The following is a 25,593-nucleotide window of genomic DNA, read 5'->3' on the forward strand; positions in this document are numbered from 1 at the left end:
GTCCAAGAAATGACCGTTTTCTGGACACTCTTGCATTGTTCTCATGACTCCATTCCAAACGAGCCATCAGTTACCAGTCGCTTTCTCAATGGCTACAATAAGGTTGGAAAGCTCGCCTTGCTTAGCCAAAATCGTATCGAGCGCGGCTCTCACTTCGCTCTCTGGAACGGCTTGGGCGGGCGCGTCCACAAGCCACAATTTCAAGAGACCGCCCAGCCGCCCGAAGTCACCCCGCAACCGTCCAACCGCATAGAGGACTTCAAGGTCAATCTTGCTTGGCGGTTCGTATCCAAGAGCCAACTTCCGAAGCAGGGCAGAAACAGGAAGCCGCACCTTCCGTGCAGTATTCTGAATGGCCTTCCTCTCGTCCTCTGTAACGCTTACCCAAATAGGTTTCTTTGAGCGCGGACCGATGTGCTTCTGCCGCCTTTTCTTGGCGTCATTTTCTCCTGACATATTCCCCTGCCCTCTTGATTCCGCGTTGAGCCGAAGGCGAATAAGCACGTCGCCCCCTATGGGGCGACCTATCTTGCTTTCAGAGATTATGCAATTTTGTGCAATTATATGCAAAAATAACCAGATAATAGGGAATTGCTTATTTTCGCGTATAATTGCATTTAATTGCCTATATTAGCTTATTTTCGCTTCATGATAGCCTCAGGCCGATGCGTTTAAACACATCGCCGGAAGAGAGGCCTCCTTTTGGAAAGGAAAAGACGTTTCAATGACGCCAAGCAAAAAAGGTATGGCGCGGGTCAGATTTATCGCCCTGAAGGACGTCATCACCAAAGAGTTGGAACAAGGCTACAACAGAACGGATATCTTCCAAAAGCATCATGATGCTCTGCTAATGAGCTACAGCCAGTTCACTCGACATATCCAGAAGTTCATCGTGCAGCCCTCTGTGGCGCGTTCAACCAATGTTCAGCCGATACCTAACCTTGTCGCAACTCCTCGCTCGACAGTTGAAGAACAACCCTCTCCCAAACGTCATTCCTTCACAGCTCGTCCCGTCCACTTTGATCCGGATCCAGATCCCGATAAAATCAAACACTGGCTCAGCCCTGCGCCGAAAGATTGAGCGTTTTTCTGCTTCGGTGCACGTACGAGAAGCCTCATGGACATTCGGGAGGCCAATGTCGCATCCGCACAGAAACCCTCATCCCATTTTGGAAGCTTCAGGCAGTTACTGCTCGACGTGTTATCCACACCCAAGAGGGTTTTAAGAGTTTTATATAGTTTTAAAGTTTTAGACGCGAAAAACTCATTTTTATTCAATTATATCAAATTATTATAAGTTTGTCCGGTGTGTGATAGACGGCATCTGGTGTGTAATAGACGGTAAACGGTGTGCGATAGACGGTGATCAGTGTGTAATAGACGGCCTATCCACAGGTCTGATCACTTATCGCCCCCCCCAAAAACCGTCCTATCGACTACTCCATTGGCACCAGTCAAAAGTTCATCGAAAGCTGCTTTTCGATGAATCATCATCAGTTGAGGCCCCCTCTGTCCCACCTCTTCTCGCAAGACGTAATCAGGCAGGTCATTGACCGCGATAATCTTCCGGAGGATACGGCTGAACTCTTTTAATGAACTGACGCTACCGCTGCGTTCGTAAATCGTCTGGAAGCTCCATCTTGCCTGCCCCTTACCGGCAGCTTGACGTGCCAATCGGTAGACAAAACGTCCAATACCCGTGGAAATCAGAAAATAGGCAGGATCGACTGTCAGGACGTCCGGCCGCTTACCATCAGTAACTTCCTTGTAAATCCATTTCGGAACTTCAATCTCGACACAGGCTACTCTCCCAGTGTCAGTACGCGATATAACGGCATACGAACTGATTAGCCCCTCAGATTCAACTGTGCGCAACACACGCCCATCGAAACGCGACGTTTCTCGCACACTCTTTATGATCGTTCCCTGAAGACGGTCGAGCGCCGCCTCAACCTCAGCAAACTGTCGCGAACCATTGCTCTTGCGACAAAACCTAAGAATGTCGCCGATCCGAGGCCGAAACACACGCCCCGGCTTCTTTCCCTTGCCGTCTCGATAGCGATTCATTGCTTCCGTCAGGTAAGAAACAAGCATTAAAACAATATCATAATCCCAAACCGACGCCATTCCGTCAGGGCCAGCTTTGACCTCCACGTAGCCATTCGGCAAATTATAATGGATCATCCCGCCTGCCCGCTTCTTGCCTTTAGATACGCGAAACAAAGCCACGTCCATCAGGCTGCGGCTATCTCTGGTGCCAACATCGACCAAGGATGGCACCAAAAAATCGAATTGCGCATCAGCCCCTTCTGAAGACCGCCTACCATCAGTGGAAAGCAATGATGCCGTTTCGCGAGAACGGTTGCCCTGGCACGGTTGTCCAGTATGTCGATATGCCCCTCGTCGTTGAGACTGATCTTCATGGGTGACGCAATTGGCTGTCGGTTTTTTATCCACGAGATCAGGGGACTCAGCGCTCACCTGCATCAATCGCTACAGTTTGGATTGTCATGCCGGCCCAGGACGAGAGGCTACGATGCCAGATACCTTGCGTGCCTCGATCCACTCCTCAATTTCAGCCAGGTCCCAAGCGACGTTTCGACTGGTAAGAGCAATACGGCGAGGAAAATCTCCTCTCTGCTCCATGTTGAAAATAGTGCGCTCGGCCAACGGTATCATTGCATGAAGCTTTTTCCGGTCGATAAGCGTTTTGCTTTTTACTTTTCCCTCCATGGTCACTTTCCTTTGATATCGTGCAGATGCTTGACGATACCGGCCAGTACCCGCAGGAACCTGAAAAATAGTTAGAATCTAGTTGTCATTCAGGATATAGTGGGACGATGAAAAAGAGCATGAAGATGCAGGACGCTTTTGATCCGTATCTTGAACGTATGGTCTCACAGTCTGAAACTTCCTCAGGTCGCATCAAAGCAAAGCTCAGTGACAGTTATGCATGGTGCTTCTGCGAACTCTGCGAAAAACCTACTGAATATTCAGCAATTTTAGAGGCACCAAAGGTCGTTAAACGCCTCCAAAGAAGAAATGCCAAAGTTGTATCGCGGAGAGAGACTATATATGCCGCAGCTCAGGAAAGAGCTGATGCATTAGTCTTACGTTATGAGCAGGCATGCGAAGGCAAATTTGGCCCCTATGAGGCTGCCCGCATGTTGATGCACTACTGCGATATTCCTGAAATGCAGGGAGATCGATCTGTAGATGGCTTTCGAGAACAAATTGAAAGAAAAATGCTATTTGCAGAATGGGCTCGGCATGGTGAACCCGTTTGGGCCACTAGACTACCGGGGCAGACGGACGGAGATGCAAAACCCAGCAAGCTCTATTGCGAAACACATAATCCAAGACGCAGCGATGATGCCCGTCGCGCTTACCAGCGAGATAGACGCTTCATATTAGAGTATCATGATTTCATTAAGAAAATCTGGAGCCAAGTCATTAACGCCGGTTCTCACCCAACATGGGATATTGAAAGCCATGCTCACGTCAGGAGAGAAGCTCGCCGCCAACTTCAGGCCCTTAAATCGCCCACCAGCATGATCGGCGATTTTCTAACTCCAGGGACTATGAATCAGGCTGAAATAGCGCGTCACCTTGGCGTATCTCGCCAAGCAGTTTCAGCAGCTATCAGACGACGCGCCAAGAAATCAGTCGAATAGCGCCAATGTCACCGCTGCCTGAGTGTCCATTCATCAATCATGTTAGCCCAATCCTGTAACATTGCTGTTCGCTGCTCGCGGTATTCCGCTTTGTTATAAACTGCTCTTACCCCTTTCTGTTCATGGGCAAGGCACTTTTCGATCCAGTCAGTATTATAACCTGCCTCGTGCAGCAGAGTGCTTGCCGTCCTGCGCAAATCATGAGGACCAAATTTTGCGAGCGGCTTTCCTTCTTTCTGAGCGAGCCTGTAGGTCAGCGTGAGTACCTGATTGAGCGTGGCACTACTCATCGGCTGATCGGTGTCGTAGCGGGACGGCAATATATAATCTGAGCCCCCGGAAAACGTCTTCAGGGCAATGAAAATATCGAGCGCCTGTCGAGACAGAAACACCAAATGGGGGTTGCGCCGCTTCATCCGCTCTTTGGGGATCGTCCAAATCGCCTGACTAAAATTGACCTCGCTCCACGTTGCGTTGGTCAGTTCGCTCTTTCGGACCATCGTCAGCAAAAGCAGCTTGGCTGCGGCCCGGATCGAGGGGGTCGTACCAATGCGCTCGATGAACTGATACATCAGGCCGATCTCTTCAGGCGTCAGAGCGCGATCCCTTGGCTCAAATTTTGCTATGCTGGTCGGACGAACCAGTTCAGCCGGATTTTCGACCTTCTGCCCTCGTTCGATAGCCCACCGGTAGACCTGGAACATCACCTCTCTTGCGTGGACCGCAGTCGCCGGAGCGCCACGTTCGACGATGGCGTCAGTCAGCGCCCGCAGGTCTTCATGGGTAATCTCCACAAGCTTCTGACTGGCGAATTTAGGCTTCAGCTCACGCTCGTAGACGGATTTACGCATGTCACGAGTTGAGTCCGCCATCTGATATCCGCGCAGCCACTTCTCGGCCCACGCTCCGAACGTCTCCACGCCCTTGATACGCGCCTTTTCGCGAGCTTTTTCTTTCGCAGGTGACTTACCTGCTGCAATCAGCTTTTTAGCCTCTCCTAATTGCTCACGGGCTTCGGCCAGAGTGATGCCTCCAACGCCGTACCGCCCAAAAGTCAAAGTCTCCTGCCTACCGTGGATCGCATAGTTATATCGGAACGAGATGCTGCCAGCAGGCGTCACCGCGACGTACAACCCATCGCGGTCATTCACCTTGTAAAGCTTATCCGTCGGCTTGAGGTTGCGCAGTTTGGTATCGGTAAGCATCGGTTCATGGCACTCCAAACAGCGATACCATGATCAAAAACCACCGAAATAACAGGATAAAATCATTATTATTCATGTAGTTGTTAAATTTCGATACCATGACACTCGTAGAATGCCCAACATGGTATCACCAAAAATCATGGCATCAGCTTCAGTCAGTGCCACGCACTATGCCATAGAAAATAACTGCTTGGCGATACCTTTCAGTGCCAGACGATGCCGGACCAAAAAAACAAAAAAGCCCGCATTTCTGCGGGCTTTAAGGCACTTTCATGCCGGGTGATGCTACCCTATGCCAGACGCGGGATCATTCCCACTCAATCGTTCCCGGCGGTTTGGATGTGATGTCATAGGTTACGCGGTTCACGCCGCGGACTTCGTTGACAATACGCCCGGCCACGCGGTTCAGGAAGGACATGTCGAAGGGATAGATATCCGCCGTCATGCCATCGGTGCTGGTAACCGCGCGCAGGGCGCAGGCGTAATCATAGGTGCGTCCGTCGCCCATAACGCCCACCGTGCGCACGGGCAGCAGGACCGCGAATGCCTGCCAGATGGCGTCGTACAGTCCGGCCGTGCGGATTTCCTCAAGGAAGATCGAGTCAACACGACGCAGCAGGGCCAGCTTTTCACGCGTGATCGCACCGGGGATACGAATGGCCAGCCCCGGACCAGGGAACGGATGCCGCCCTACAATGGCTTCGGGAATGTCCATCTCACGGCCGAGTTCGCGCACTTCGTCCTTGAACAGTTCACGCAACGGTTCGACAAGCTGCATTTTCATCCGGTCCGGCAGGCCACCCACATTGTGGTGCGACTTGATGGTAACGGACGGGCCGCCGGTAAAGCTGACACTCTCGATCACATCCGGATACAGCGTGCCCTGCGCCAGGAAATCGGCACCGCCAAGTTTCGCGGCTTCTTCCTCGAACACTTCGATAAACAGGCGACCAATCGTCTTGCGCTTGATTTCGGGGTCGCTCACCCCTTCCAGCGCATTCAGGAACAGGTCGGACGCATCACGGTGGATCAGATGGATGTTGAAGCGGTCGCGGAATGTGCGGATGACTTCATCTGCCTCTCCTGCGCGCAGGATGCCGGGGTCAACGAAGATACACGTCAACTGGTCGCCGATGGCCTGATGGATCAGCACGGCCGCGACGGAGGAATCAACCCCGCCCGAAAGACCGCAGATCACACGCCCCTTGCCCACCTGCTGGCGGATACGGGCAATTTCCATGTCCCGGAAACCCGCCATGGTCCATGTGCCACGGCAGCCCGCCACATCATGCGTGAAATTGCGCAGCAGGGCCGCGCCATGGGGCGTGTGCACGACCTCCGGATGGAACTGCACGCCATACATACGGCGGCCCTCATCGGCGATGATGGCGAACGGCGCGCCTTCGCTGACCGCAACGGCCTGGAAACCCGGCGGCAGCTTGGTTACGCGGTCGCCATGGCTCATCCACACCTGCTCACGACCACCGCGCGCCCAGGTTCCGCGGAACAGGGCACAGTCCTTGATGATATCGATATGCGCGCGACCGAATTCGCGGTGTTCGGATGTCTCCACCGTGCCACCAAGCTGGCGGCACAGCGCCTGCTGGCCATAACAGATACCCAGCACCGGTACGTTCAGGGCAAACACCACGTCAGGAATGGTGGGCGCGCCCTCGTCCAGAACGCTGGCCGGGCTGCCGGACAGGATGATCCCCTTGGGTGCGAAAGCGCGAATCCGCTCCGCCGTGCTGGAATACGGCCAGATCTCGCAATACACGCCGCTTTCACGCACGCGCCGGGCAATAAGCTGTGTAACCTGACTGCCAAAATCCAGGATCAGAATACGGTCTTCGTGCAGGGCCTCATCAAGCCCTGCCGGAGGGGTGGCTGTATTCACGGTGTCGTTCATCATGTGTCTTTCGGTCGCGGCATTATCGATAAACTAGGCTTCCAGCATGAGCGGGTGACATATTGCAAGGCTGGGATGGCCTTTCCGATCCAGATAGCACACTATGGGCGCTCAGGCAGGCAGTCTTTCAGTCCTGCTGTCCCTGCCGGTTCCCGAACCGAATCATATGGTTGTCCCATGACCGCACGTCCCGTTTTCCTGCTGGCGATTATCTGCTTCGCAGGCTTTCTTTCCTCCGCCGCCACAGCCGATGCGCTGCATGACCCGACCGGGCTGTGGACGGGCAGGCTGGTCACGGATCAGGGGACATGTGACGAGACACGCGATACCTCCACCTTTCAGGTGGGCACGAAGCGCATCACTTTTACCCCGTCTGACGGATCAATCGTGCTGCGTGGCGTGCCGGAAAAGGGCAATGCCCATTACCATGCGGAAGCACTGGTCCAGCAGCCTTCTGGCGCGCCCTTCCCCATGGTGTTCGAGGCCCACCCGGAAGGAAAGACCATTGTCGGCACCTACGGCACCCCACGGTGCCGCGCACATATCGTGCTGAAACGCTAATCCGCGCCGCCTGCGCGGGCCACCGATCACGCAATCGGGAACACACTGGTCCGATACAGGCATGGATGCGGGCGGGCGATCCTATATATTCCCTATATGTCTGATAACATGACACTTGCTGGTGCTGTCCTGTCGATCGTCGTGCGTGACGGGCGCATGCTGCTTGTATGCAGGCGCAATCCGCCCGATCAGGGTCTGTGGGGCTTTCCGGGCGGGCGCATTGAATATGGCGAAACATATCTGCAGGCGGCGGCGCGGGAACTACGTGAGGAAACCGGCTTTCAGACCCATGCCGAAGGCACGCTGACCGCTTTCGACCTGATCGATCGGGAGGGGAGCGGGCTCATCCGTTTTCATTATCTGATCGTGGCCGTGAAATGCCACGATAACGGATGGAGCGCCATTCAGGCAGGGGATGATGCCTGTGATGTCGGCTGGTTTGATCTGGCGCAGGTTCGGGCCAACCCGGCAGCCTTCAGTCCCGGCCTGCTGGAACTGGGCACGCTGGCCCTGTCCGATCGGGGGATCGCCCCATGGCCGGTAGCCCCACAGATCCGTACGCCCGGCAAAATCCCTGAACACAAGACCGAAAGCCTGCTGTCATGACCCAGACCGCCTCTGCCCTGATTGTCGAGGACGAAGCCACCATAGCGGAACTGGTCGCCACGATGCTGGGCACGCATGGCATCAACGCCACCATAAGCCCCAGCGTGGCCGATGCCATGCGGCAGATGGAAACCGGCACCTTCGGCCTTGCGCTGGTGGATCTGACGCTACCCGATGGGGAGCCCGACGCCCTGATCGCCGCCGCACGCGCGCGGGATTGCCCCATTATCGTCATGAGCGGCGATCCGGACCGTCTGGCGGGTTATGCGCCGTTGCCGCTGCTGGAAAAGCCCTTCCGCATGAAGGCGCTGCTGGATCAGGTCAGGCTGGCCCTGCCCTGACAGGGCAGGCTTTACGACCTGTTATCCGGCGGGCGTTGGCAGGCGTGCAATCGTCTGCCGTTCCGTAGCAGACAGGTCATCACGCAGACGGACGCGATACAGATCGACCATCTCTGCCACATGTCCACGCCTTTCGCGCGCCAGCCTTGTCATCGGTTCCACTTCTATAAAATCATCACGGCTGAAAGAACGTCGTGGGTTGCAAACCATAACGCCACTGCCCGATATGTCATGGGACAGGTTGAACAGCGCCCAGCGCGGCTCCATTCCCACCACGATCCGTCCGGGCATGACCGCAGCCAGTTCCGCAGCCGTGCCGTAATCGCAGGCCGCGATGAACTCTCCCGCAGGAACCTGTGCTGCAATACGTGAAGCCAGTTCCCGCCATCCGGCCATCTGCCGCAGGGCGACATCCGTATGCGGAGATAGCGGCAGCGGGGCAAAAAGCGCCTGTATATAGACAAGTGCCCCCATCAGCAGGCCACCGCCCGCAGCCCAGCGCCACCAGCGCCACGCCACGACTGCCGACCCCACCGCCAGAACGGGATAGATCACAACCGGCCAGTTCGCCTGCACCCGGTCACCAAGGGCATGCTGCATAAAGACACAGGCGGGCAGCAACGCCATACAGGCCAGCAGGGCAGCGCCGGGCATCTGTCGCGCACGCCGGACCAGTCCGACCTGCCCCCAGATGAAAAACGCGGCGATGCCCGGGGTCATCAACCCCACCTGCCCCAACAGCAGTTCGCTGACAAACTGAACGGCCCGACCGGGGTGCCAGTCCACCGTCCGACCACCCTGCCGCACAAAACTCGCCCATCCATGTGCCGCGTTCCACCATACCACAGGCAGCACGCACAGCGCGGCCAGTGCGATACCGCCCGCAAGGCCCATCCCCTGCCTGCGCGCCCATTCCGGTTGTCTGGCCAGACGCACCACCAGCCACATAATGATGCCCGCAAGGGGCAGGATGGCAGTATATTTGCTGTCGCAGGCCAGCCCCGCCGCCACACCCGCGACCAGCCACCACCGCTGTCCGCACCCCGCCACAACGCGCCCCATGGCCCAGAGCAAAACGGACATGAAGAACACAAGTGGTCCATCCGGCGTGATCACAACCGACTGGATCGCCATGGCAAGGGTAGCCTGCAACGCAATACACGCCCGCCACGCTCCAGACTGCGTTACATCAGGCAGGAGATCACGCACCGCGCGCCATATAAAAAAGGAACTGCCCGCACCGGCCAGAACCCCGATCAGCCTGATGCCAAAGGCATTATCCCCGCCCGACAGCATGCCCAGGCGTATCCACGCCGCCACCATGGGGGGATGATCCAGATACCCCGCGGCGGGCGCAAGCGCCCATACCCGGTAATAGGCTTCGTCAGGTGAAAGTGGCAGGACAGCAGCCACAACCAGCCGTAAGGCCGCCAGCACGACAAGCGTATACAGCCACCGGCGCGGGCTGTACCCGGTGGTCACACAGGCACGCCCGGCCGGTTGAGGCTGGTACGGATGGTCTGCAGGGTCTGCACGCGCACCACATGCGGCGCTTCCGTCAGTTGCCGGGTCAGCAGGTTTTCATGCGTGGCGTCCCGCGCCATGAGGCGGACGAGAAAGTCACCACCGCCACGGATCATGTGACATTCGCGCACTTCCGGCCACGCCGAGACCTGATTTTCAAAGGCAGACAGGACAGCCTCCTTCTGGCTGTCCAGCCCGATCAGGGCGAACAGCGTGATCGACCAGCCCAGCCGGGCGGCATCCGTATCGGCATGATAGCCACGGATCACATGGTCTTCCTCAAGCCTGCGCATGCGCCGCAGGCAGGGGGGAGCGGATATGCCCACGCGCCGGGCAAGCTCCACATTCGTCATACGTCCGTCCAGCTGAAGTTCGGCCACAATACGACGATCAATCGCATCCAGATCAGCCATCCGCTCCGCCATGAAAGTTCCATTTCCCGAAAACGGGCGCCTGCCGCGCCCCTGTGCCGCAATAATGGCACACTTCCTACTCCAACCCTTGCACGGACGCCAGTGGACGACCATACCAAAGGAAATTGTGACAATAGGGTTATTCTGATCTCATGCCCCAGACCTGTTCTACCGATATGCTTGTCATTGGCGCAGGCCCCGCCGGTTATACCGCCGCCATCTACGCGGCACGCGCGAATCTCTCCCCCGTTCTCGTCGCCGGGCTGCAGCCCGGCGGCCAGCTCATGATCACCACCGACGTCGAGAACTATCCCGGCTTCGGCAAAGGGATACAGGGGCCGGAACTGATGGAGCAGATGGCCGAGCAGGCCCGCAATGTCGGCACGCGGCTTATCGATGACATCATCGTATCGTGTGACTTCAGCCGTACCGACGGGACCGGCCGCTTCTACGCCACCGGCGATTCCGGTACATTGTACGAGGCACGCAGCGTCGTCATCGCAACCGGCGCACAGGCAAAATGGCTAGGCATCCCCGGTGAGAAGGAATTCCAGGGTTCGGGCGTATCCGCCTGCGCCACCTGTGACGGCTTCTTCTATCGTGGCAAGCGCGTGGCAGTGATCGGTGGCGGCAATACAGCAGTTGAAGAAGCCCTGTACCTGACCCACCACGCCGATCATGTAACCCTGATCCATCGTCGCGACAGCCTGCGTGCGGAACGCATCCTGCAGGACCGGCTGCATGCCAACCCCAAGGTATCGGTCATCTGGAACAGTGTGGTCGAACGCATAACCGGCAGCGGCACGCCACCCGTAGTCACGGGGGCCGAACTGCGTGACATCGTGACCGGTGCCGAGCGCCATATCGACGTGGATGGCGTGTTCGTTGCCATTGGCCATGCCCCCAACACCACAATTTTCCGTGATGTGGTGGAGATTGATACGGACGGTTACATCGTTACGGCACCCGGTAGCACACGCACCTCAGTGCCGGGTGTATTTGCCGCAGGTGACGTGCAGGACAAGATATTCCGGCAGGCGGTGACCGCCGCGGGCACGGGCTGCATGGCCGCCCTTGAGGCCGAACGCTTCCTTGGCGCCATTGTGTAATGACTCCGGAAGAGTCCTTGACCTGCATCAACATTTCCTTCACCACAGCCACAGTAGTGTCATAACATTTGACGCGCCCTTATTAGATAGCAAAGCGGAGTCAACGCGTGGACTGGGATAAACTCCGGATATTTCATGCTGTAGCCGAGGCAGGTTCCTTCACCCATGCGGGCGACGTGCTTAACCTGAGCCAGTCTGCGGTATCGCGGCAGATTTCCGCCCTGGAAGAGGCATTGCAGGTTCCCCTCTTCCACCGGCATGCCCGGGGCCTTATCCTGACCGAACAGGATGAGACACTGAACCAGACGGTGCGGGAAGTCTTTTCCAAACTGGCCATGACCCAGTCCCTGCTTACCGAAAGCAAGGAAAAGGCGGCCGGACGGTTACGGGTCACCACGACAACCGGTTTCGGCACCTGCTGGCTGACGCCACGCCTGCACCGGTTCATGGAAACCAACCCGGACATTTCGATTACCCTGATACTGGAAGATAACGATCTGGATCTGGGCATGCGTGAGGCGGATGTGGCGGTGCGCATGCATCCGCCCCGCCAGCCGGACCTGATCCAGCGGCATCTGGCCGACTTCCCGCTGCCCATATACGCATCGCAGTCATACCTGAACGACCACGGCACGCCCCGCACGCTTGAGGAGCTTAATGCCCACAAGCTGGTCCTGTTCGGGGGCTATCATCCGCCGGTGCCGCACATCAACTGGCTGGCGGAAACGGGCGTTCCTTCCGATGAGCGCCGTCAGGCACGGCTGGAAGTCAACAGTCTGGCCGCCATGGCGGGCGCAATCGCGGCTGGTATCGGCATCGGGTCAATCCCGCTTTACGCGGCATCGCAGTACCCCAATCTGGTCAAGATCCTGCCGGAAGTGCCGCTACCGACCGTTGATGCCTACTTCGTCTACCCGGAAGAACTGCGCACGTCCAAGCGCGTGGCCGTATTCCGCGATTTCCTGCTGGCGGAAATCAACGCCCGCCATCACTGATACAGGCCCTTCCACCACGCTGGCGAAATACCCAGCGTGGTGCCTGCCTGCCCCTTCCCGATCAATGCACGGAACAGATTAGTCAGTCAGCACTTCCGTTGGCGTGATTGACGCGCTCGCGCAGTTCCTTGCCTGCCTTGAAAAACGGCACCACCTTTTCATCCACCGACACGGTTTCCCCCGTGCGCGGGTTACGACCCGTGCGTGCATCGCGCTTCTTGATGGTGAAGGCGCCAAAACCGCGCAGTTCAACCCGATCCCCGCGCATCAGGGCATTGCTGATTTCAGCAAAGATGACCTGAACAATACGCTCCACTTCCCGCATGGGAAGATGTGGCCGGGCAGCAGCAAGTTCGGCAATCAATTCCGATCTGGTCATCCTGTTCCCCCTTGTTATACAAGAAATTAAAGTTTCCAGATCGCAACAGCCCCGTCAAGCGTACTGCTTTCCTTAATTAAAAATTCTGCCCCCGGCAGCGCCGACAGCGCCCCCGCGAACCAGCGCCGCCATTTTACCCGCGTGGCCGCAGGACCAATATCCGTAACCGGCGCGGTATCGGGCAGATGCGTGGTTTTCAGCAGCCATCCGCGGGCATCCGCCATCGAACCAAGCTGATCCACCAGTCCCAGCGCAAGCGCCTGCTGCCCGGTATAGGGTCGGCCATCAGCCAGTTGCCGCACGCGATCGACTGGCATATGTCGCCCCTGCGCCACAACATCGACAAAAAATCCATAAAGATCCGTAATAACACCCTGCAACATCTCCCGCCCTTCGGGTGAGAGTGGCTGCACGACGGAAGGCTGCCCCTTCATCGGACCGGAAACAAGCTGATCGACATGCACCCCCACCCGATCCAGCAGGCGCGAGACATCAGGCGATTGCAAAATGACACCGATTGATCCGGTCAGGGTCGAGCGGTTCGCAAAAATACGATTGGCAGGCACCGACACCATGTAGCCTGCGGACGCCGCGACACCACCCATGGACACGACCACCGGCTTGCGACGCGCAAAAGCCGCCACGGCATCATGCAGCAGTTCCCCACCGGTTACCGCGCCACCAGGGCTGTTTACTTCCAGAACCAGTCCCTTGACCGTCGTATCATCGGCAGCTTTCTGAAGCGCTTCGATATTCTCATGCTCGTCGGCGGTGATAATGCCTTCGAGTTTCAGATGAACCAGATGCGGCGCGTGACCGGTCCAGCTACCGCCAGAGGAACGCGAAAATCCGATAAGGCAGGCCAGAACGAAAAAAGCCACAGCGCCGCCCCGCCAGAACAGTAACCGGCGGCGAAGCGATGTGGCATGCATGATCATGTCGGGGTCAGTATCCATGACACTGACCTATCATGGATACTGCGCGCGACGAAGGTGCGCAGGACACCGATGCGACAGCTACCCTTATTTCCGGCCGCGGCGGGCAGGTTTGGCAGCCGCGGCATCGACCGCTGCGGACGCTGCCGTTATCTTGCGGCCAAGCCCGATTTCACGCGCAAGGCTGGATCGGCGTTCCGCATAACTGGGTGCAACCATCGGGTATTCCGGCGGCAGGCCCCATCGTTCCCGATACTGTTCGGGCGTCATGCCATAGGCGCTGTGCAGATGACGCTTGAGCATCTTGAGCTTTTTGCCGTCTTCCAGACAGATGATGTAATCCGGGAACACCGACCGCCTGATGGGCACGGCGGGCTGGAGCTTTTCCGGCTCCTCCACAGGCTGGCCGACAGTCGCCAGCGCCTGATAGACGTTACGGATCAGGTCCGGAAGATCAGTCGCCGCGACACTGTTATTTGAAACATGTGCCGACACGACCTGTGCCGTCAGTTCCAGACATGAAAAATCCTGCTCGGTATCAGACATACGTTATTCCGCGTTTCTCTCAGTAAATAACAGTCGCACCATATTGGCGAACCATTCGTCTAAAACGATACACCATTACTCAAACAGGCACAACGCGGACACATATTCACTGTATATCCATGCGCGAAAATGGGACGATTTCATTGCCCTGAAACCCTCAATATTGATGGCAATGCCATTTTAAAATGTTTTCTTTTGTAAAAAAACCGCTCATTTTCTTACAAATTCTTTTCTACCTCCGGTTGCCAATAGCCGGATATAAGGGAGTATTTGCCTGATGCTGCAATCTGGGATGGTAATTCCTCCCATTACTCATCACAAAACCGCCGGGCCTTCATCGGGGTTCACATAAACATGCCTGCGACCGCCCTGTAGTCTGGTACAGATGTCAGGCGTCCACGCATATTCGCGCAAAACAGGCCGCCGCCACATCCTGCCCTGCATGAGAAGCAGGCATGGCCCCTGCCTGTTCACCCAGCAGGGCGCTGAGCTGATCCATGCCAAAATCCGGATCGCAGGCAGAGCAGATCAGGCGAATGCGCATTTCCTCCATACTATCCTTAATGCTGTAGATAACCTGTCGCGCTTCCTTGCGTGTTACAACGATTTCAGCCCGACGGAGTTCCGCAAGCTGCTGACTGAGGGTGGGCTGACCGATACCGGTTTCAATTTCGATCTGACCGACACTTTTCTCACCATCCAGCAGGCAGGCCAGCACCATCAGCCGCTGCGGCTGCCCCAACAGGCGCAGGCGCTGCGCCAGATTCTCCGCCACGTCACGCGTTCTGGGCAGATTGATCATATGCTTTCCCCTCAGCCACTTTCCGCCGCGATGGTACCATATCCACCGCCCTCACAACACCATCCCCGACCATTCAGCGCCCGGAACACGCCTTGCCAAAATAGATACATAATATATTAAATAGATAAACAATCATCATTCCCCTCACCCGCCGGGACAGAGCCACGCATGACACACCCCACCTTCAAAGCCGTCTCGCCCCATGCCTGACCTGTGGCAAATCCTGCCAGGCCTGTGCAGCGGCGGCACGATCGGCTTTACGCTGGGGCTGGTCGGGGGCGGCGGCTCGATCCTTGCCGTGCCGTTACTGCTTTACGTGGTGGGAATTTCCGATCCGCACCGGGCCATTGGCACCAGCGCCCTTGCCGTGACCATCAATGCGCTGTGCAGCCTGGCCAGCCACGCACGATCAGGCTGCGTACGGTGGAAATGCGCCACCCTGTTCACCTGTTGCGGCATCGTGGGCGCACTCGTCGGAGCAAGCTGCGGCAGGATCATCAACGGGCAGCACCTGCTTTTCCTGTTCGCGCTTATCATGCTGGTGGTAGGCGCCCTGATGCTGCGGGGAAACCACGACACCGGCCCGACACCATGCAGACCGGAACGGACATCCGTGCTTCCGGTCATCGTCTACGGGGGGCTGACCGGATTCTGTTCAGGCTTTTTTGGCATTGGTGGCGGTTTCCTGATCGTACCTGCCCTGCTGGCCGCTACCGCCATGCCGATGATCAATGCCATCGGCACCTCTCTGGTGGCGGTATGCGCCTTTGGCATGACCACGGCAATTACATATGCCGCCGCGGGCATGGTTGATATGCCCATGGTCGGCATTCTGGTGGCAGGCGGCATTGTCGGCAGCATGGGCGGAACCATGCTGGCGCGACATCTGGGCGACCGGCCGCAGCGGCTGCGCATGATTTTTGCCTATCTGATTTTCATTGTGGCATTCTATATGATGTGGCGCAGCGCACAGGCGATGGGCCTTGTCTGATACAGGCACGCACGCCACGCGTTCTTCACTGCCGGACCTCCTGCCCCATGCCACAATCCGTTGTCACCCTGGCGCATCCGGCTGATTTCGCGCAGTGGCGCACCGCCACCCGCATGCTGGTCAGCCACAATGTCCAGCCCGATGCGATAACGTGGCGCATCGCATCGGACGATGCGGACGGTCCACCCGATTCAGCCCCGCACACCGCGGACGCACAAAACACCCGGACCTTCAAAATTTCCCGCGACACGCTGCGACTGGCCGCCGATGTCATCCAGTCCATGCTGCCAGACCGCTTCGCCCTGGCCTACGCCCTGATCCACGCCCATGCCACAGACACGACACTCAGCACCGACGCGCTGGCCCGGATGGAGGAAGCAGCGGAAACCGTCCGGGCGGAAACCCGGCTTTTACGCCAGAACCTGTTCAGCACCATGCGCCATGAAGGCGACAGCCCGCAATGGCATGGCACGCTGGATACACAAACCCATGTTCCCGAAAGCAATGCCCGTTTCATCACCTATCAGCTATCGCTTGCGCCGTGGCGGCTTGCCCTGCCGGGGCGCGAACTGCGCTGGACGGGCAAAAACCTTATGGCGGGACCAGTGGACAACACCGTCCCCATAACCTTTGCAAGCCTGCCGCCCCCGGCCCTGCCGCTGGTAACGGATCTGGATATTGGCCGGATAACTTCGCTACGCGCCGTGGCGCTGGCGGCAAAAACCTGCCTGATATGCCCCATGGCCCGCCACGCCACCCAGACGGTGTTCGGGGAAGGCCGGACGGATGCCCGCATGATGTTCGTGGGCGAGCAGCCGGGCGACAGGGAGGATATTGCAGGCCGTCCCTTCGTCGGTCCGGCCGGGCAACTGTTTGACCGCGCCCTGCACGAAGCCGCAATCGCGCGTGATGACGCCTACGTGACCAATACGGTCAAGCACTTCAAATTCCGCCCCCGTGGCACCCGTCGCATCCATGAAAAGGCAGGGCGGGAAGAAATGGTGGCCTGCGCGCCATGGCTGGCGGCGGAGCGGCGGATCATCCGCCCGCACGTTCTGGTCATGCTTGGAGCCACGGCGGCATCCGCCCTGCTGGCGCGCGCCGTTACAATTGGTCGCGAACGCTCCCGCCCCATTTCGCTGGAGGACGGAACGACCGGCATCGTAACCGTGCACCCTTCCTATCTGCTCCGCATTCCCGATGAAGCCAGCCGTGCGCGGGAATATGCGCGCTTTGTTGATGACCTGCGTCTGGCGGCCACCCATCTCCAGCCCGCAGCGTCATAATGCCGCCACGAGGAAAGCCGATGCCAGATATGCGCTCGCGACACCATTACGTGATGCCAAGATGCGTTATGGATTGACACGCCCCCATGTCGCCGGAAGCCGTATATCGTGCCTGCAGACCTCAATTTTCTGCCCCCGTTCCTGACCCGTGTTTTCAGCGGAAAATATTTCCCCACCCTCCGCGCCCCCGGCTACGCACGGATGAGTGGCCTGAAATGGCTTTACGCCCCCACACCTGAAGCCCTTGCCTTTGCCATCCGCACCACGGTAGCGGCGCTGATGGCCCTGACCATTGCCATGTGGATGGAACTGGACGACCCGCCATGGGCGGCCATGACCGTATGGATCGTGGCACAGGGGTCGCGCGGGGAAAGCCTGTCCAAGGCGCGGTGGCGTCTGGTCGGGACCGCCATCGGGGCCATAAGCGCGGTTGTACTGGTCTGCTCGTTTCCACAGGCGCCATGGCTGTTCTTTCCCGCCATCAGCATCTGGATCGGCCTGTGCTGCATGTGCGCGACACTGGTGCGCAATTTCCGGTCCTACGCACTGGTGCTGTCGGGGTATACCTGCGCCATCATTGCGCTGGCCGCCACGCGCCAGCCTGACAACATCTTCATGATAACCATGTCGCGCACGACCTATATCGTGCTGGGAATCGCGTGCGAGACACTGGTTGCGGTCCTGTTCGCCCATAACCTTGCCGGGGCCGCGCGCAAGAACATGCGCCAGAAAATCCAGATGGCGCTGAGCAGCGCGACCGATGCCGTCGCCAACCTGCTGGCGGGGGATGACGCGGCGTTCATCCGCTCGCGCGCGCTGTTCGGCACCATTCTGGCCATCAATGACCAGATCGAGTTCAGCGAAGTCGAAATGGGACCGCACGGGCACGAAGGGGACCATGCCCGCGCGGCTCTCGCATCCGTGTCGGTCCTGCTGTCGCGCGGGCTGGGCATGATGGCGCGCATCCGGGCGCTGGGCACCACCAATGAACAGTTTACCGAAAGCTCGCTGCTCACGCGCACCTTCCTGCTGGGGGTTCCGGCGCGGCTGGAAAACGACAGCGAAATTCCCCACATACTGCACGACCTGCAGGATCTGCGCGGCGTGTGCCGCCAGCGCATCATTGATGCACTGACACACGAGATCAGCGCAGCCCAAAGCATCGAGACGACCGATGTGGATGACCTGCTGAACTGCCGCATCCTGCATAACGCACTGGACGAACTGCTGGGCGAACTGGAACAGGCGATACGGGAGTTCGATGCCAGCCAGCACGAAATCCGCGGCGATCATTTCCATTTCCGCATCGAAGCGCATCGTGACTTCAAGGAAGCCGCCTATAACGGTGTCCGCGCCGCCGTGGCGATCGGTGTCGCCGCCCTGATATGGGAAGTCACGGCATGGCCCAATGGCGTCGGGTTCATCACAATGGTAGCGGTGACATGCGGACTGTTCGCCACACGTGAAAACCCGGTGGTCGGCACCATGAACTTCCTGCGCGGCGCATGCTGGGCCGTGCTGGTTTCGGGCTTTCTGGTGCTGCTGTTCCTGCCCCGCCCGGCGGAATTCGAAATGCTGGCCGCGGTCCTCGCCCTGCCCATGATTGCCGGCGGCCTGGCCGCACGCAATCCGGCCACGGCGGGCGCTGCCGCATCCTACTGCCTGTTCCTGCCCAATCTGGTGGGGCCGGGCAATCAGACCCGACTGAACGAAATCGCCTATTTCAACGCATCCTTCGCGCTGCTGTGCAGCATCGGCTTTGCCGTGCTGATCTTCCGTGCGGTACTGCCCTTCAATAATGATGAAGAACGCTGGCGCATGCGCAACCGCACGCTGCATGACCTGCGCCATCTTGCATCGGCCCATCCCATGCCGCGCACCCAGTCGTGGATCGGGCGCAACACGGACCGTTTCTCGCGCCTGATCCGCCATGCGGGACCGGCGCCGACCCCCACCATCGAAGCCTATCTGCAGGGCACGCTGTCGGCCATGACCATCGGGCTGAACATCATCCGCCTGCGCACCGTGCAGGAACGCGGGCAGCTTCCCCCTGCCGCCGACCGGGCCATCGAACTGTTCCTGACCCGCATGTCCCAGTTCAGCGGGCGCTACGGACGCTTTGGCCGCACGGCGCGCGTGGCGCGCGGGGCCACACGTAGCCTGCGCCGACTGGAAGCCGGGGAAGGCAATATTACATCGCGTATCGAGATTACACGCGCCATTGCCTATCTGCTGGTCATTTCCTATGAACTGGGCGCAAACGCAGCCTTTCTGGATGCCTCCCAGCCCTATCGTGCCAATGACGCATCATAACGCCCTGTCATGACACATATGGCGGGAGACGGAGCCAATCATGACCCCTGCCCCCGCCAATGCCGCCCTGCGCGGTCATATTGTCACGTTTCGCGGCAATCCCTTCCTCATGCCGCCCGAAGACGCCCTGCTGGACGAACCCGACGGGCTGGTTCTGGTACAGGACGGACGCATCACGCATGCTGGCGCCCATGATGAAACGATTGCCCACCTGCCGCCGGGCATGCAGGTTACGGATTACCGGGGCTGCCTGATTTCCGCCGGTTTCGTGGATACCCATGTCCACTATCCGCAACTGCCCATGATCGCGGCCTATGGCGAACAGTTGCTGGAATGGCTTGAACGCTACACCTTCCCCACCGAACGTCACTTCTCCGATGGTGCGTATGCCGCTACGATCGCACGCGAATTCCTGCGCGGCCTGCTGACCTGCGGCACGACGACGGCTGCCGTCTACTGCACGGTTCATCCGCAATCGGTTGATGCGTTCTTTACGGAATCGACCCGTCTCGGCACGCTGATGATCGCGGGCAAGGTGCTGATGGACCGCAACGCCCCTGACTACCTGCGCGACACGGCCCAGCAGGGATATGATGAATCCCTGCGCCTGATCGAACGCTGGCACGGACGCAACCGGCAGCATTATGCCGTAACCCCCCGCTTTGCCCCCACCAGCACGCCAGAACAGCTTGATCTGGCGGGCGCCCTTCTTCAGCGCGACGATACCCTGTTCATGCAGACCCACCTTGCCGAAAACAGGGCGGAGGTGGCGTGGGTATCAGAACTGTTCCCTGACAGCCGTTCCTATCTGGATGTGTATGACCGCGCCGGTCTGGTCCGTCCGCGCAGCGTGATGGGCCACGGTATCTATGTGGATGAACACGATTTATGCCGCTGCCATGAAAGAGGCTGCGCGCTGGCGCACTGCCCCACATCCAACCTGTTTCTGGGCAGCGGCCTTTTCCGGCTGCATGATGTAACCGATCCCCGCCGCCCGGTACGCACGGGACTGGGCAGCGATGTAGGAGCTGGCACCAGCCTGTCGCACCTGCAGACCATGAACGAGGCCTACAAGGTCGCACGCCTGGGCGGAAACCGGCTGCACCCGGTACAGGCATTCTGGCTGGCGACGGCAGGCGGTGCGCACGCGCTGCATCTGGATGACCGCATTGGCATGGTAGCGGCGGGCATGGATGCGGATCTGTGCATTCTTGACCCGCGTGCGACACCCATACAGACGCTGCGCGCGGAAATGTGCGAAAGCACGGCGGACCTGCTGTTCACACTTATGATGCTGGGCGATGACCGCAGCATCCGCGCAACCTATGCAGACGGAAGACTGGTTCATGACCGCAACAGCGAAACAGCGATTTAGGGAAACATCACACGCGATGCAGTGGCGGAGAGGGTGGGATTCGAACCCACGGTACGCTTGCACGCACAACGGTTTTCGAGACCGCCCCGTTCGACCGCTCCGGCACCTCTCCAACTGCACGCGGTGATGCAGCGGCTTATAGGGGGCAGATGTAACGGGCGCAAGGGGTCTTTTTTGCCCTGTTCCACGCACCATAAAAAATATTGACCTGCGCCCCGCCACCCAGTAAAAGCCCGCATTCACCCCGCGCGGACGGGGAGCCGCTGCAATTGCGGCCAATATAAAAAAGCGACTGGGCCGTGTCGCCTGCACCCCTGAACCGGTGCCGCACACGCCAAGAGATCGGAAAGATAGATAGAGAATGTTTGCAGTTATCCGTACCGGCGGGAAGCAGTACCGTGTTTCCAAGGATGCCGTCCTGAAGGTTGAAAAGCTGGAAGCCGAAGCCGGCGCCACCATCACGTTCGACCAGGTCCTGGCCGTTGGCGGCGAAGGTGGCACGACCATCGGCGCACCGACCGTGGCAGGCGCCACCGTCACCGCAACCGTGATCGCGCAGGACCGTCTGGCGAAGATCATCATCTTCAAGAAGCGCCGCCGGCAGAACAGCCGCCGCAAGAATGGCCACCGCCAGCCGGTGACCGTGGTGCGCATTTCCGCGATCAACGCCGCCTGATCCCCGCCCGGTCATACAGGCCGGGCAGGTTTGATCAGAGATTTCAGTTTTAAGGAGTTCAGGCAATGGCACAAAAAAAGGCAGGCGGTTCGTCCCGTAACGGACGCGATAGCGCCGGACGTCGTCTTGGCGTCAAGAAGTTTGGTGGCGAAAGCGTCATCGCTGGCAACATCATCGTCCGCCAGCGCGGCACGAAGATGAAGCCGGGCGTGAACGTTGGCGTTGGCCGCGACCACACCCTGTTTTCGCTGGTTGACGGACAGGTGAAGTTCGAGCGCCGTGCAGAAGGCCGCGTGCATGTTTCCGTGCAGGCCCTGCCGCTGGCAGCCGAATAAGGCACGCGCCTTATCACTACGGGTTTTCCCGAATTGAGGGGGGCGGTCATTCTGGCCGCCCCCCTTTTTCGTATGATGCCGGGCAGCATTCTCTGGTATCATGCATGCATACGGGGCGCGCATTCAGGCCCCTACCGGATCGCAGGCAATGAAGTTTCTTGACCAGGCCAAAATCTATGTAAAATCCGGCGATGGCGGTGACGGTGTCGTCGCCTTCCGCCGTGAGAAATATATCGAATTTGGCGGTCCGGACGGGGGCAATGGCGGGCGCGGCGGGGATATCATCTTCGAAGCGGTTGATAACCTGAACACCCTGATCGATTTTCGCTACACCCAGCATTTCCGTGCCCGTAAGGGCGGCAATGGCGCGGGCTCCGACCGGACGGGGGCCGCGGCGGAAACGGTTGTCATCAAGGTGCCGATCGGCACCCAGATTTTCGATGAAGACCGCGAAACCATGCTGGGCGATCTCGACACGGCGGGCATGCGCCTGCTGCTGTGCCGTGGCGGGGATGGCGGACGCGGCAATGCCCATTACAAGACCAGCACCAACCGCGCCCCGCGCCGGGCGGACAAGGGCTGGCCGGGTGAGGAACGCTGGGTCTGGCTGCGCCTGAAACTGATCGCCGATGTCGGGCTGGTTGGCCTGCCCAATGCAGGTAAATCCACCTTCCTGTCCACCGTATCGGCAGCACGGCCAAAGATCGCTGATTACCCCTTCACCACCCTGCATCCGCAGCTTGGTGTGGTGCGGCTGTCGGTTACGGAAGAATTCGTCATTGCGGATATTCCCGGCCTGATCGAAGGCGCGCATGAAGGCAGCGGGCTGGGTGACCGTTTTCTTGGCCATGTCGAACGCTGCGCGGTGCTGCTGCACCTGATCGACGGCACGGCGGAAGACGTCGTCGAATCCTGGTGCACCATCCGCCACGAACTGTCCGAATATGGTGGCGGTCTGGCGGAAAAGCCGGAAATCATTGTCCTGAACAAGATCGACGCCCTCCTGCCTGAGGAAATCGACGAGCGCCGCACGGCCCTTGAACAGGCAAGCGGACAGACGGTGATGTGCATGTCATCCGTCGCGCATATGAATGTGGATACGGTGCTGCGCCAGTTGCAGGATTACGTAACCCGCAACCGCGCTGAAAAGGCCGAACAGGAAAAGGGGGAGATCCCCGCCACATGACGGATACCCCCCTGCCCGCCCTGCGCACCGCACGGCGCGTTGTCGTCAAGATTGGCAGCGCGCTGATTGTCGACCCGGCCGAAGCCGCCCCCCGGCAGGCATGGCTGGACAGCGTTGCCCACGACATCGCCAGCCTGCGCGCACAGGGTACTGAAGTCGTGGTCGTGTCTTCCGGCGCAATCGCACTGGCGCGCCATCAACTGGGGCTGACACGCCCGGTGCTGCGGCTGGAAGAAAAGCAGGCCGCGGCTTCGGTCGGCCAGATCCGGCTGGCGCAGGCATGGACCAATGCCCTGTCGCGCCATGAACTGACGGCGGCGCAGCTTCTGCTTACCCCCGATGATACCGAACACCGCAACCGGTATCTCAATGCCCGGGCCTCGCTCAACACGCTTCTGGCGCTGGGCTGCGTGCCGATCATCAACGAAAATGACGCCATCGCCACGACGGAAATCCGCTTTGGCGACAATGACCGCCTTGGCGCGCGCGTGGCGGAAATGATCAATGCGGACCAGCTTGTCCTGCTATCCGACATTGACGGGCTTTATACCGCCGATCCGCGCAATAATCCCGATGCCCGTCACCTGCCGGTCGTGGCCGCCCTGACCGACAGTATCGAAGCCATGGGGGGCGCACCACCGCCGGGCTATTCATCGGGCGGCATGCGCACAAAGCTCATGGCGGCGCGCATCGCCACACAGGCGGGCTGCGCCATGGCAATCGCCCGCGGTCAGGGCCTGCATCCGCTTGCGCGCCTGCGTGATGGCGCGCGCTGCACATGGTTTCTGCCCGCCCCCGATGCCCGTTCCGCCCGCAAGAACTGGATTGCAGGCAGCCTGACCCCGGCGGGTCATGCCGTGATTGATGATGGCGCCGTGCAGGCCCTGATAATGGGATCGTCACTCCTGCCCGCAGGCGTGACCGAAGTAACGGGCGATTTCGACCGGGGCGACCTGATTGCGGTGCTGGACCGGCAGGGCCAGAAGATTGCCTGTGGCCTTGCGGCTTACGCGGCGGATGAAGCCCGCAGGATCGCGGGACATCAGTCTGAACGGATTGAGGCCCTGCTGGGCTGGCAGGGCACGGATGAACTGATCCACCGGGACGATCTGGTGCTGTTTGCAAAAACCGAAAACACACCCAACTGCTAGGTTCCACCCGGACTAGTCGGCCCGGGGCGGCCAGCGCAGGGTTGGTTCCGTGCGCAGCCTGCGTTCTGGTGGCCAGACGGAAGCACGCACGGGCCGATTCGTAGCTACAGGCCCGGATTCAGCCCGTCCGTTACGGCTCCATTCCGACAGGCTGGGGCCATGATCCCCGCGCCTGTTGTCCTGCCCCCCTGCCGGAAGTTCGGCTTCAGGTGGACGGGGAACGTAGGGCCGCGCGGGACGGGGGGGCTGCGGTGACCAGTCATCCCTTTCCACCTCACCATACTGGCGGGTGCGCACGGGGTCGGGCTGAACCTGACGCTGTGGCGTGGCAGCCGGGGGCTGTGGCTGAACACGGGCCGCGCGGCGTTCATAGGCAGGTATGTCACGCTCTTCTTCCGCACCGTCACGGTCAGGCGTGACGGGAACGGGTCCGCCCCGTGGCGTTTCGGGCTCCCATACGGGCACGGACGGCGTAGGAGATGCCTGCATGGACGGACGTGGATCGAGCATGTCGGGCAACGTCTCGCCCGCGGCAGGCGGCGCGCTGTTCAGTCCCATCGCCATGACACGCAACTGGGCCTGAAGGTCGTCAAGCTGCACGGCCAGATTATCCAGCCGTCCCTTCACGCCAAATACCGCGAAGGGCACCAGCAGCCATACCAGAGCGAACAGCATGCCGCCCACCAGCAGCGCGGCCTGCGCCCATGGCGGCATCCATTGCGGGAAAAGGGACGACAGCATGTATCATGCGCCCTGAACTGAAGTTACCCGGCGGCACAGGCCCGTTGCCCGCGCCGCCAGACCATTACATGCCAAGCGCGCGGCGGTAGATGTCAAGCAGGGTTTCCTGCTCCTCCACTTCCGCGGGTTCCTGCTTGCGCAGGCGGATGATCTGGCGGATCACCTTTACATCAAACCCGGCGGACTTCGCCTCGGTAAAAATATCCTTGATGTCGCCTGCAAGCGCCTTGCGCTCTTCTTCAAGGCGCTCAACGCGTTCGATAATGCTGCGCAGGCGGTCGGCTGCGATACCGCCGACCGCGGCAGGCTTGTCGTCCGCCTCGAAATTGTCAGCATTCATGGCAGGTGTCTCCAGATATCGTGATTGTGCCGTTCCGCGCCCGCCGGCACATATGAAATTAATGTCACTAGGCGACGGGGTGGAACGGCGGGATTATCGCGCCGCTGTCCGATGGTCAATGCCAACTTGACAGCGCGAAGAAGCGGGCCGTAATCGGACGGCAGCAACAGGCCGCTTTCGCGTCATACCCCATTCATGCC

At 59.3% G+C, this 25,593-nt stretch carries 28 protein-coding genes and 1 tRNA gene; 15 read left to right on the top strand and 14 right to left on the bottom strand.

Translation table 11 applies throughout. The annotated features are described in order from the left end of the window. Positions 1 to 66 precede the first annotated feature (66 nt). Positions 67 to 456, bottom strand: coding sequence for a plasmid mobilization protein (locus tag KSAC_RS04825; protein WP_132304513.1), 390 nt, complete (start codon positions 454 to 456; stop codon positions 67 to 69). Between the two features lie 268 nt (positions 457 to 724). On the opposite strand from KSAC_RS04825, the gene KSAC_RS04830 reads away from it, so the two are divergent. Continuing rightward, positions 725 to 1,081 (top strand): hypothetical protein, encoded by a 357-nt coding sequence (locus KSAC_RS04830; RefSeq protein ID WP_132304515.1) that lies wholly within the window; start codon positions 725 to 727, stop codon positions 1,079 to 1,081. 320 nt (positions 1,082 to 1,401) lie between these two features. Here KSAC_RS04830 and KSAC_RS04835 read toward each other — a convergent pair whose 3' ends face one another. Together KSAC_RS04835 and KSAC_RS04840 are read right to left on the bottom strand one after the other, a co-directional pair. Then, positions 1,402 to 2,340: a replication initiator protein A gene (locus KSAC_RS04835; protein ID WP_243705318.1), complete on the bottom strand. Its 939-nt coding sequence runs from the start codon at positions 2,338 to 2,340 to the stop codon at positions 1,402 to 1,404. A gap of 168 nt (positions 2,341 to 2,508) precedes the next feature. Continuing rightward, a complete protein-coding gene (locus KSAC_RS04840) occupies positions 2,509 to 2,733 on the bottom strand; it encodes a helix-turn-helix transcriptional regulator (protein WP_132304519.1) in 225 nt (74 codons plus the stop codon). Between the two features lie 107 nt (positions 2,734 to 2,840). Between KSAC_RS04840 and KSAC_RS04845 the strand changes: the two genes are divergently transcribed. Further along, positions 2,841 to 3,674 (top strand): MarR family transcriptional regulator, encoded by an 834-nt coding sequence (locus KSAC_RS04845; RefSeq protein ID WP_132304521.1) that lies wholly within the window; start codon positions 2,841 to 2,843, stop codon positions 3,672 to 3,674. Between the two features lie 8 nt (positions 3,675 to 3,682). Here the strand turns inward: KSAC_RS04845 and KSAC_RS04850 are convergent, their stop codons facing one another. Together KSAC_RS04850 and guaA are read right to left on the bottom strand one after the other, a co-directional pair. Beyond that, on the bottom strand, positions 3,683 to 4,879 hold the full coding sequence (locus KSAC_RS04850; protein ID WP_132304523.1) for a tyrosine-type recombinase/integrase: 1,197 nt from the start codon (positions 4,877 to 4,879) through the stop codon (positions 3,683 to 3,685). A 307-nt stretch (positions 4,880 to 5,186) separates the two neighbouring features. Continuing rightward, a complete protein-coding gene (gene guaA / locus KSAC_RS04855) occupies positions 5,187 to 6,788 on the bottom strand; it encodes a glutamine-hydrolyzing GMP synthase (RefSeq protein ID WP_132306124.1) in 1,602 nt (533 codons plus the stop codon). Positions 6,789 to 6,965: 177 nt separating this feature from the next. Between guaA and KSAC_RS04860 the strand changes: the two genes are divergently transcribed. From KSAC_RS04860 to KSAC_RS04870, 3 genes are all read left to right on the top strand, one after another. Next, a complete protein-coding gene (locus KSAC_RS04860) occupies positions 6,966 to 7,349 on the top strand; it encodes a hypothetical protein (RefSeq protein WP_102323398.1) in 384 nt (127 codons plus the stop codon). Positions 7,350 to 7,445: 96 nt separating this feature from the next. Then, positions 7,446 to 7,955, top strand: a complete 510-nt coding sequence (locus KSAC_RS04865; RefSeq protein ID WP_132304525.1) for an NUDIX hydrolase — start codon at positions 7,446 to 7,448, stop codon at positions 7,953 to 7,955. After that, positions 7,952 to 8,296: a response regulator gene (locus KSAC_RS04870; RefSeq protein ID WP_102323396.1), complete on the top strand. Its 345-nt coding sequence runs from the start codon at positions 7,952 to 7,954 to the stop codon at positions 8,294 to 8,296. The genes KSAC_RS04865 and KSAC_RS04870 overlap by 4 nt, the downstream gene beginning before the upstream one ends. 21 nt (positions 8,297 to 8,317) lie before the next feature. On the opposite strand, the gene KSAC_RS04875 is transcribed toward KSAC_RS04870, so the two are convergent. Continuing rightward, the gene (locus KSAC_RS04875) at positions 8,318 to 9,778 is read right to left on the bottom strand and encodes an ArnT family glycosyltransferase (RefSeq protein ID WP_132304527.1); all 1,461 of its coding nucleotides are present in this window, start codon (positions 9,776 to 9,778) and stop codon (positions 8,318 to 8,320) included. Continuing rightward, positions 9,775 to 10,245: an Lrp/AsnC family transcriptional regulator gene (locus tag KSAC_RS04880; protein ID WP_102323394.1), complete on the bottom strand. Its 471-nt coding sequence runs from the start codon at positions 10,243 to 10,245 to the stop codon at positions 9,775 to 9,777. The genes KSAC_RS04875 and KSAC_RS04880 overlap by 4 nt, the downstream gene beginning before the upstream one ends. Positions 10,246 to 10,385: 140 nt before the next feature. Between KSAC_RS04880 and trxB the strand changes: the two genes are divergently transcribed. Both trxB and KSAC_RS04890 read left to right on the top strand, forming a co-directional pair. Then, the gene (gene trxB / locus KSAC_RS04885) at positions 10,386 to 11,342 is read left to right on the top strand and encodes a thioredoxin-disulfide reductase (protein ID WP_110547865.1); all 957 of its coding nucleotides are present in this window, start codon (positions 10,386 to 10,388) and stop codon (positions 11,340 to 11,342) included. Positions 11,343 to 11,449: 107 nt separating this feature from the next. Then, a complete protein-coding gene (locus KSAC_RS04890) occupies positions 11,450 to 12,337 on the top strand; it encodes a LysR family transcriptional regulator (RefSeq protein ID WP_132304529.1) in 888 nt (295 codons plus the stop codon). Positions 12,338 to 12,419: 82 nt separating this feature from the next. Here KSAC_RS04890 and ihfB read toward each other — a convergent pair whose 3' ends face one another. The 4 genes from ihfB to KSAC_RS04910 all read right to left on the bottom strand — a co-directional run bounded on the left by ihfB (position 12,420) and on the right by KSAC_RS04910 (position 14,999). After that, complete coding sequence (ihfB, locus tag KSAC_RS04895) at positions 12,420 to 12,716, bottom strand: integration host factor subunit beta (protein WP_102323391.1); 297 nt, start codon at positions 12,714 to 12,716, stop codon at positions 12,420 to 12,422. 26 nt (positions 12,717 to 12,742) lie between these two features. Continuing rightward, the gene (sppA, locus tag KSAC_RS04900) at positions 12,743 to 13,672 is read right to left on the bottom strand and encodes a signal peptide peptidase SppA (protein ID WP_132304531.1); all 930 of its coding nucleotides are present in this window, start codon (positions 13,670 to 13,672) and stop codon (positions 12,743 to 12,745) included. Between the two features lie 66 nt (positions 13,673 to 13,738). Further along, positions 13,739 to 14,197 (bottom strand): MucR family transcriptional regulator, encoded by a 459-nt coding sequence (locus tag KSAC_RS04905; protein WP_132304533.1) that lies wholly within the window; start codon positions 14,195 to 14,197, stop codon positions 13,739 to 13,741. A 388-nt stretch (positions 14,198 to 14,585) separates the two neighbouring features. Beyond that, positions 14,586 to 14,999, bottom strand: a complete 414-nt coding sequence (locus KSAC_RS04910) for an ArsR/SmtB family transcription factor (RefSeq protein ID WP_102323388.1) — start codon at positions 14,997 to 14,999, stop codon at positions 14,586 to 14,588. 202 nt (positions 15,000 to 15,201) lie between these two features. Between KSAC_RS04910 and KSAC_RS04915 the strand changes: the two genes are divergently transcribed. The 4 genes from KSAC_RS04915 to guaD all read left to right on the top strand — a co-directional run bounded on the left by KSAC_RS04915 (position 15,202) and on the right by guaD (position 20,964). Further along, positions 15,202 to 15,990, top strand: coding sequence for a sulfite exporter TauE/SafE family protein (locus KSAC_RS04915; protein ID WP_132304535.1), 789 nt, complete (start codon positions 15,202 to 15,204; stop codon positions 15,988 to 15,990). 47 nt (positions 15,991 to 16,037) lie between these two features. Next, a complete protein-coding gene (locus tag KSAC_RS04920; protein ID WP_132304537.1) occupies positions 16,038 to 17,276 on the top strand; it encodes a UdgX family uracil-DNA binding protein in 1,239 nt (412 codons plus the stop codon). Positions 17,277 to 17,384: 108 nt separating this feature from the next. Next, positions 17,385 to 19,589: an FUSC family protein gene (locus KSAC_RS04925; protein WP_102323385.1), complete on the top strand. Its 2,205-nt coding sequence runs from the start codon at positions 17,385 to 17,387 to the stop codon at positions 19,587 to 19,589. A gap of 40 nt (positions 19,590 to 19,629) precedes the next feature. Beyond that, a complete protein-coding gene (gene guaD / locus KSAC_RS04930) occupies positions 19,630 to 20,964 on the top strand; it encodes a guanine deaminase (protein WP_132304539.1) in 1,335 nt (444 codons plus the stop codon). 22 nt (positions 20,965 to 20,986) lie between these two features. Here guaD and KSAC_RS04935 read toward each other — a convergent pair. Continuing rightward, positions 20,987 to 21,076 (bottom strand) — tRNA-Ser (locus KSAC_RS04935). A 249-nt stretch (positions 21,077 to 21,325) separates the two neighbouring features. On the opposite strand from KSAC_RS04935, the gene rplU reads away from it, so the two are divergent. The 4 genes from rplU to proB all read left to right on the top strand — a co-directional run bounded on the left by rplU (position 21,326) and on the right by proB (position 24,312). Continuing rightward, on the top strand, positions 21,326 to 21,640 hold the full coding sequence (rplU, locus tag KSAC_RS04940; RefSeq protein ID WP_102323383.1) for a 50S ribosomal protein L21: 315 nt from the start codon (positions 21,326 to 21,328) through the stop codon (positions 21,638 to 21,640). A gap of 65 nt (positions 21,641 to 21,705) precedes the next feature. Then, positions 21,706 to 21,975, top strand: a complete 270-nt coding sequence (rpmA, locus tag KSAC_RS04945; protein WP_102323382.1) for a 50S ribosomal protein L27 — start codon at positions 21,706 to 21,708, stop codon at positions 21,973 to 21,975. A gap of 148 nt (positions 21,976 to 22,123) precedes the next feature. Next, entirely contained in the window at positions 22,124 to 23,161 is a 1,038-nt protein-coding gene (gene obgE, locus KSAC_RS04950) for a GTPase ObgE (RefSeq protein ID WP_132304541.1), read from the top strand. Then, positions 23,158 to 24,312: a glutamate 5-kinase gene (proB, locus tag KSAC_RS04955; RefSeq protein ID WP_132304543.1), complete on the top strand. Its 1,155-nt coding sequence runs from the start codon at positions 23,158 to 23,160 to the stop codon at positions 24,310 to 24,312. Before obgE ends, proB begins: the two co-directional genes overlap by 4 nt. A 12-nt stretch (positions 24,313 to 24,324) precedes the next feature. Here proB and KSAC_RS04960 read toward each other — a convergent pair whose 3' ends face one another. Continuing rightward, positions 24,325 to 25,053 (bottom strand): hypothetical protein, encoded by a 729-nt coding sequence (locus KSAC_RS04960; protein WP_118963075.1) that lies wholly within the window; start codon positions 25,051 to 25,053, stop codon positions 24,325 to 24,327. Positions 25,054 to 25,117: 64 nt separating this feature from the next. Beyond that, entirely contained in the window at positions 25,118 to 25,393 is a 276-nt protein-coding gene (locus KSAC_RS04965; protein ID WP_102323378.1) for a DUF2312 domain-containing protein, read from the bottom strand. Positions 25,394 to 25,593: the final 200 nt, after the last annotated feature.

The sequence above is a fragment of the Komagataeibacter saccharivorans genome, from assembly GCF_004348195.1.
In the GTDB taxonomy this organism is placed as follows: Bacteria; Pseudomonadota; Alphaproteobacteria; order Acetobacterales; family Acetobacteraceae; genus Komagataeibacter; species Komagataeibacter saccharivorans.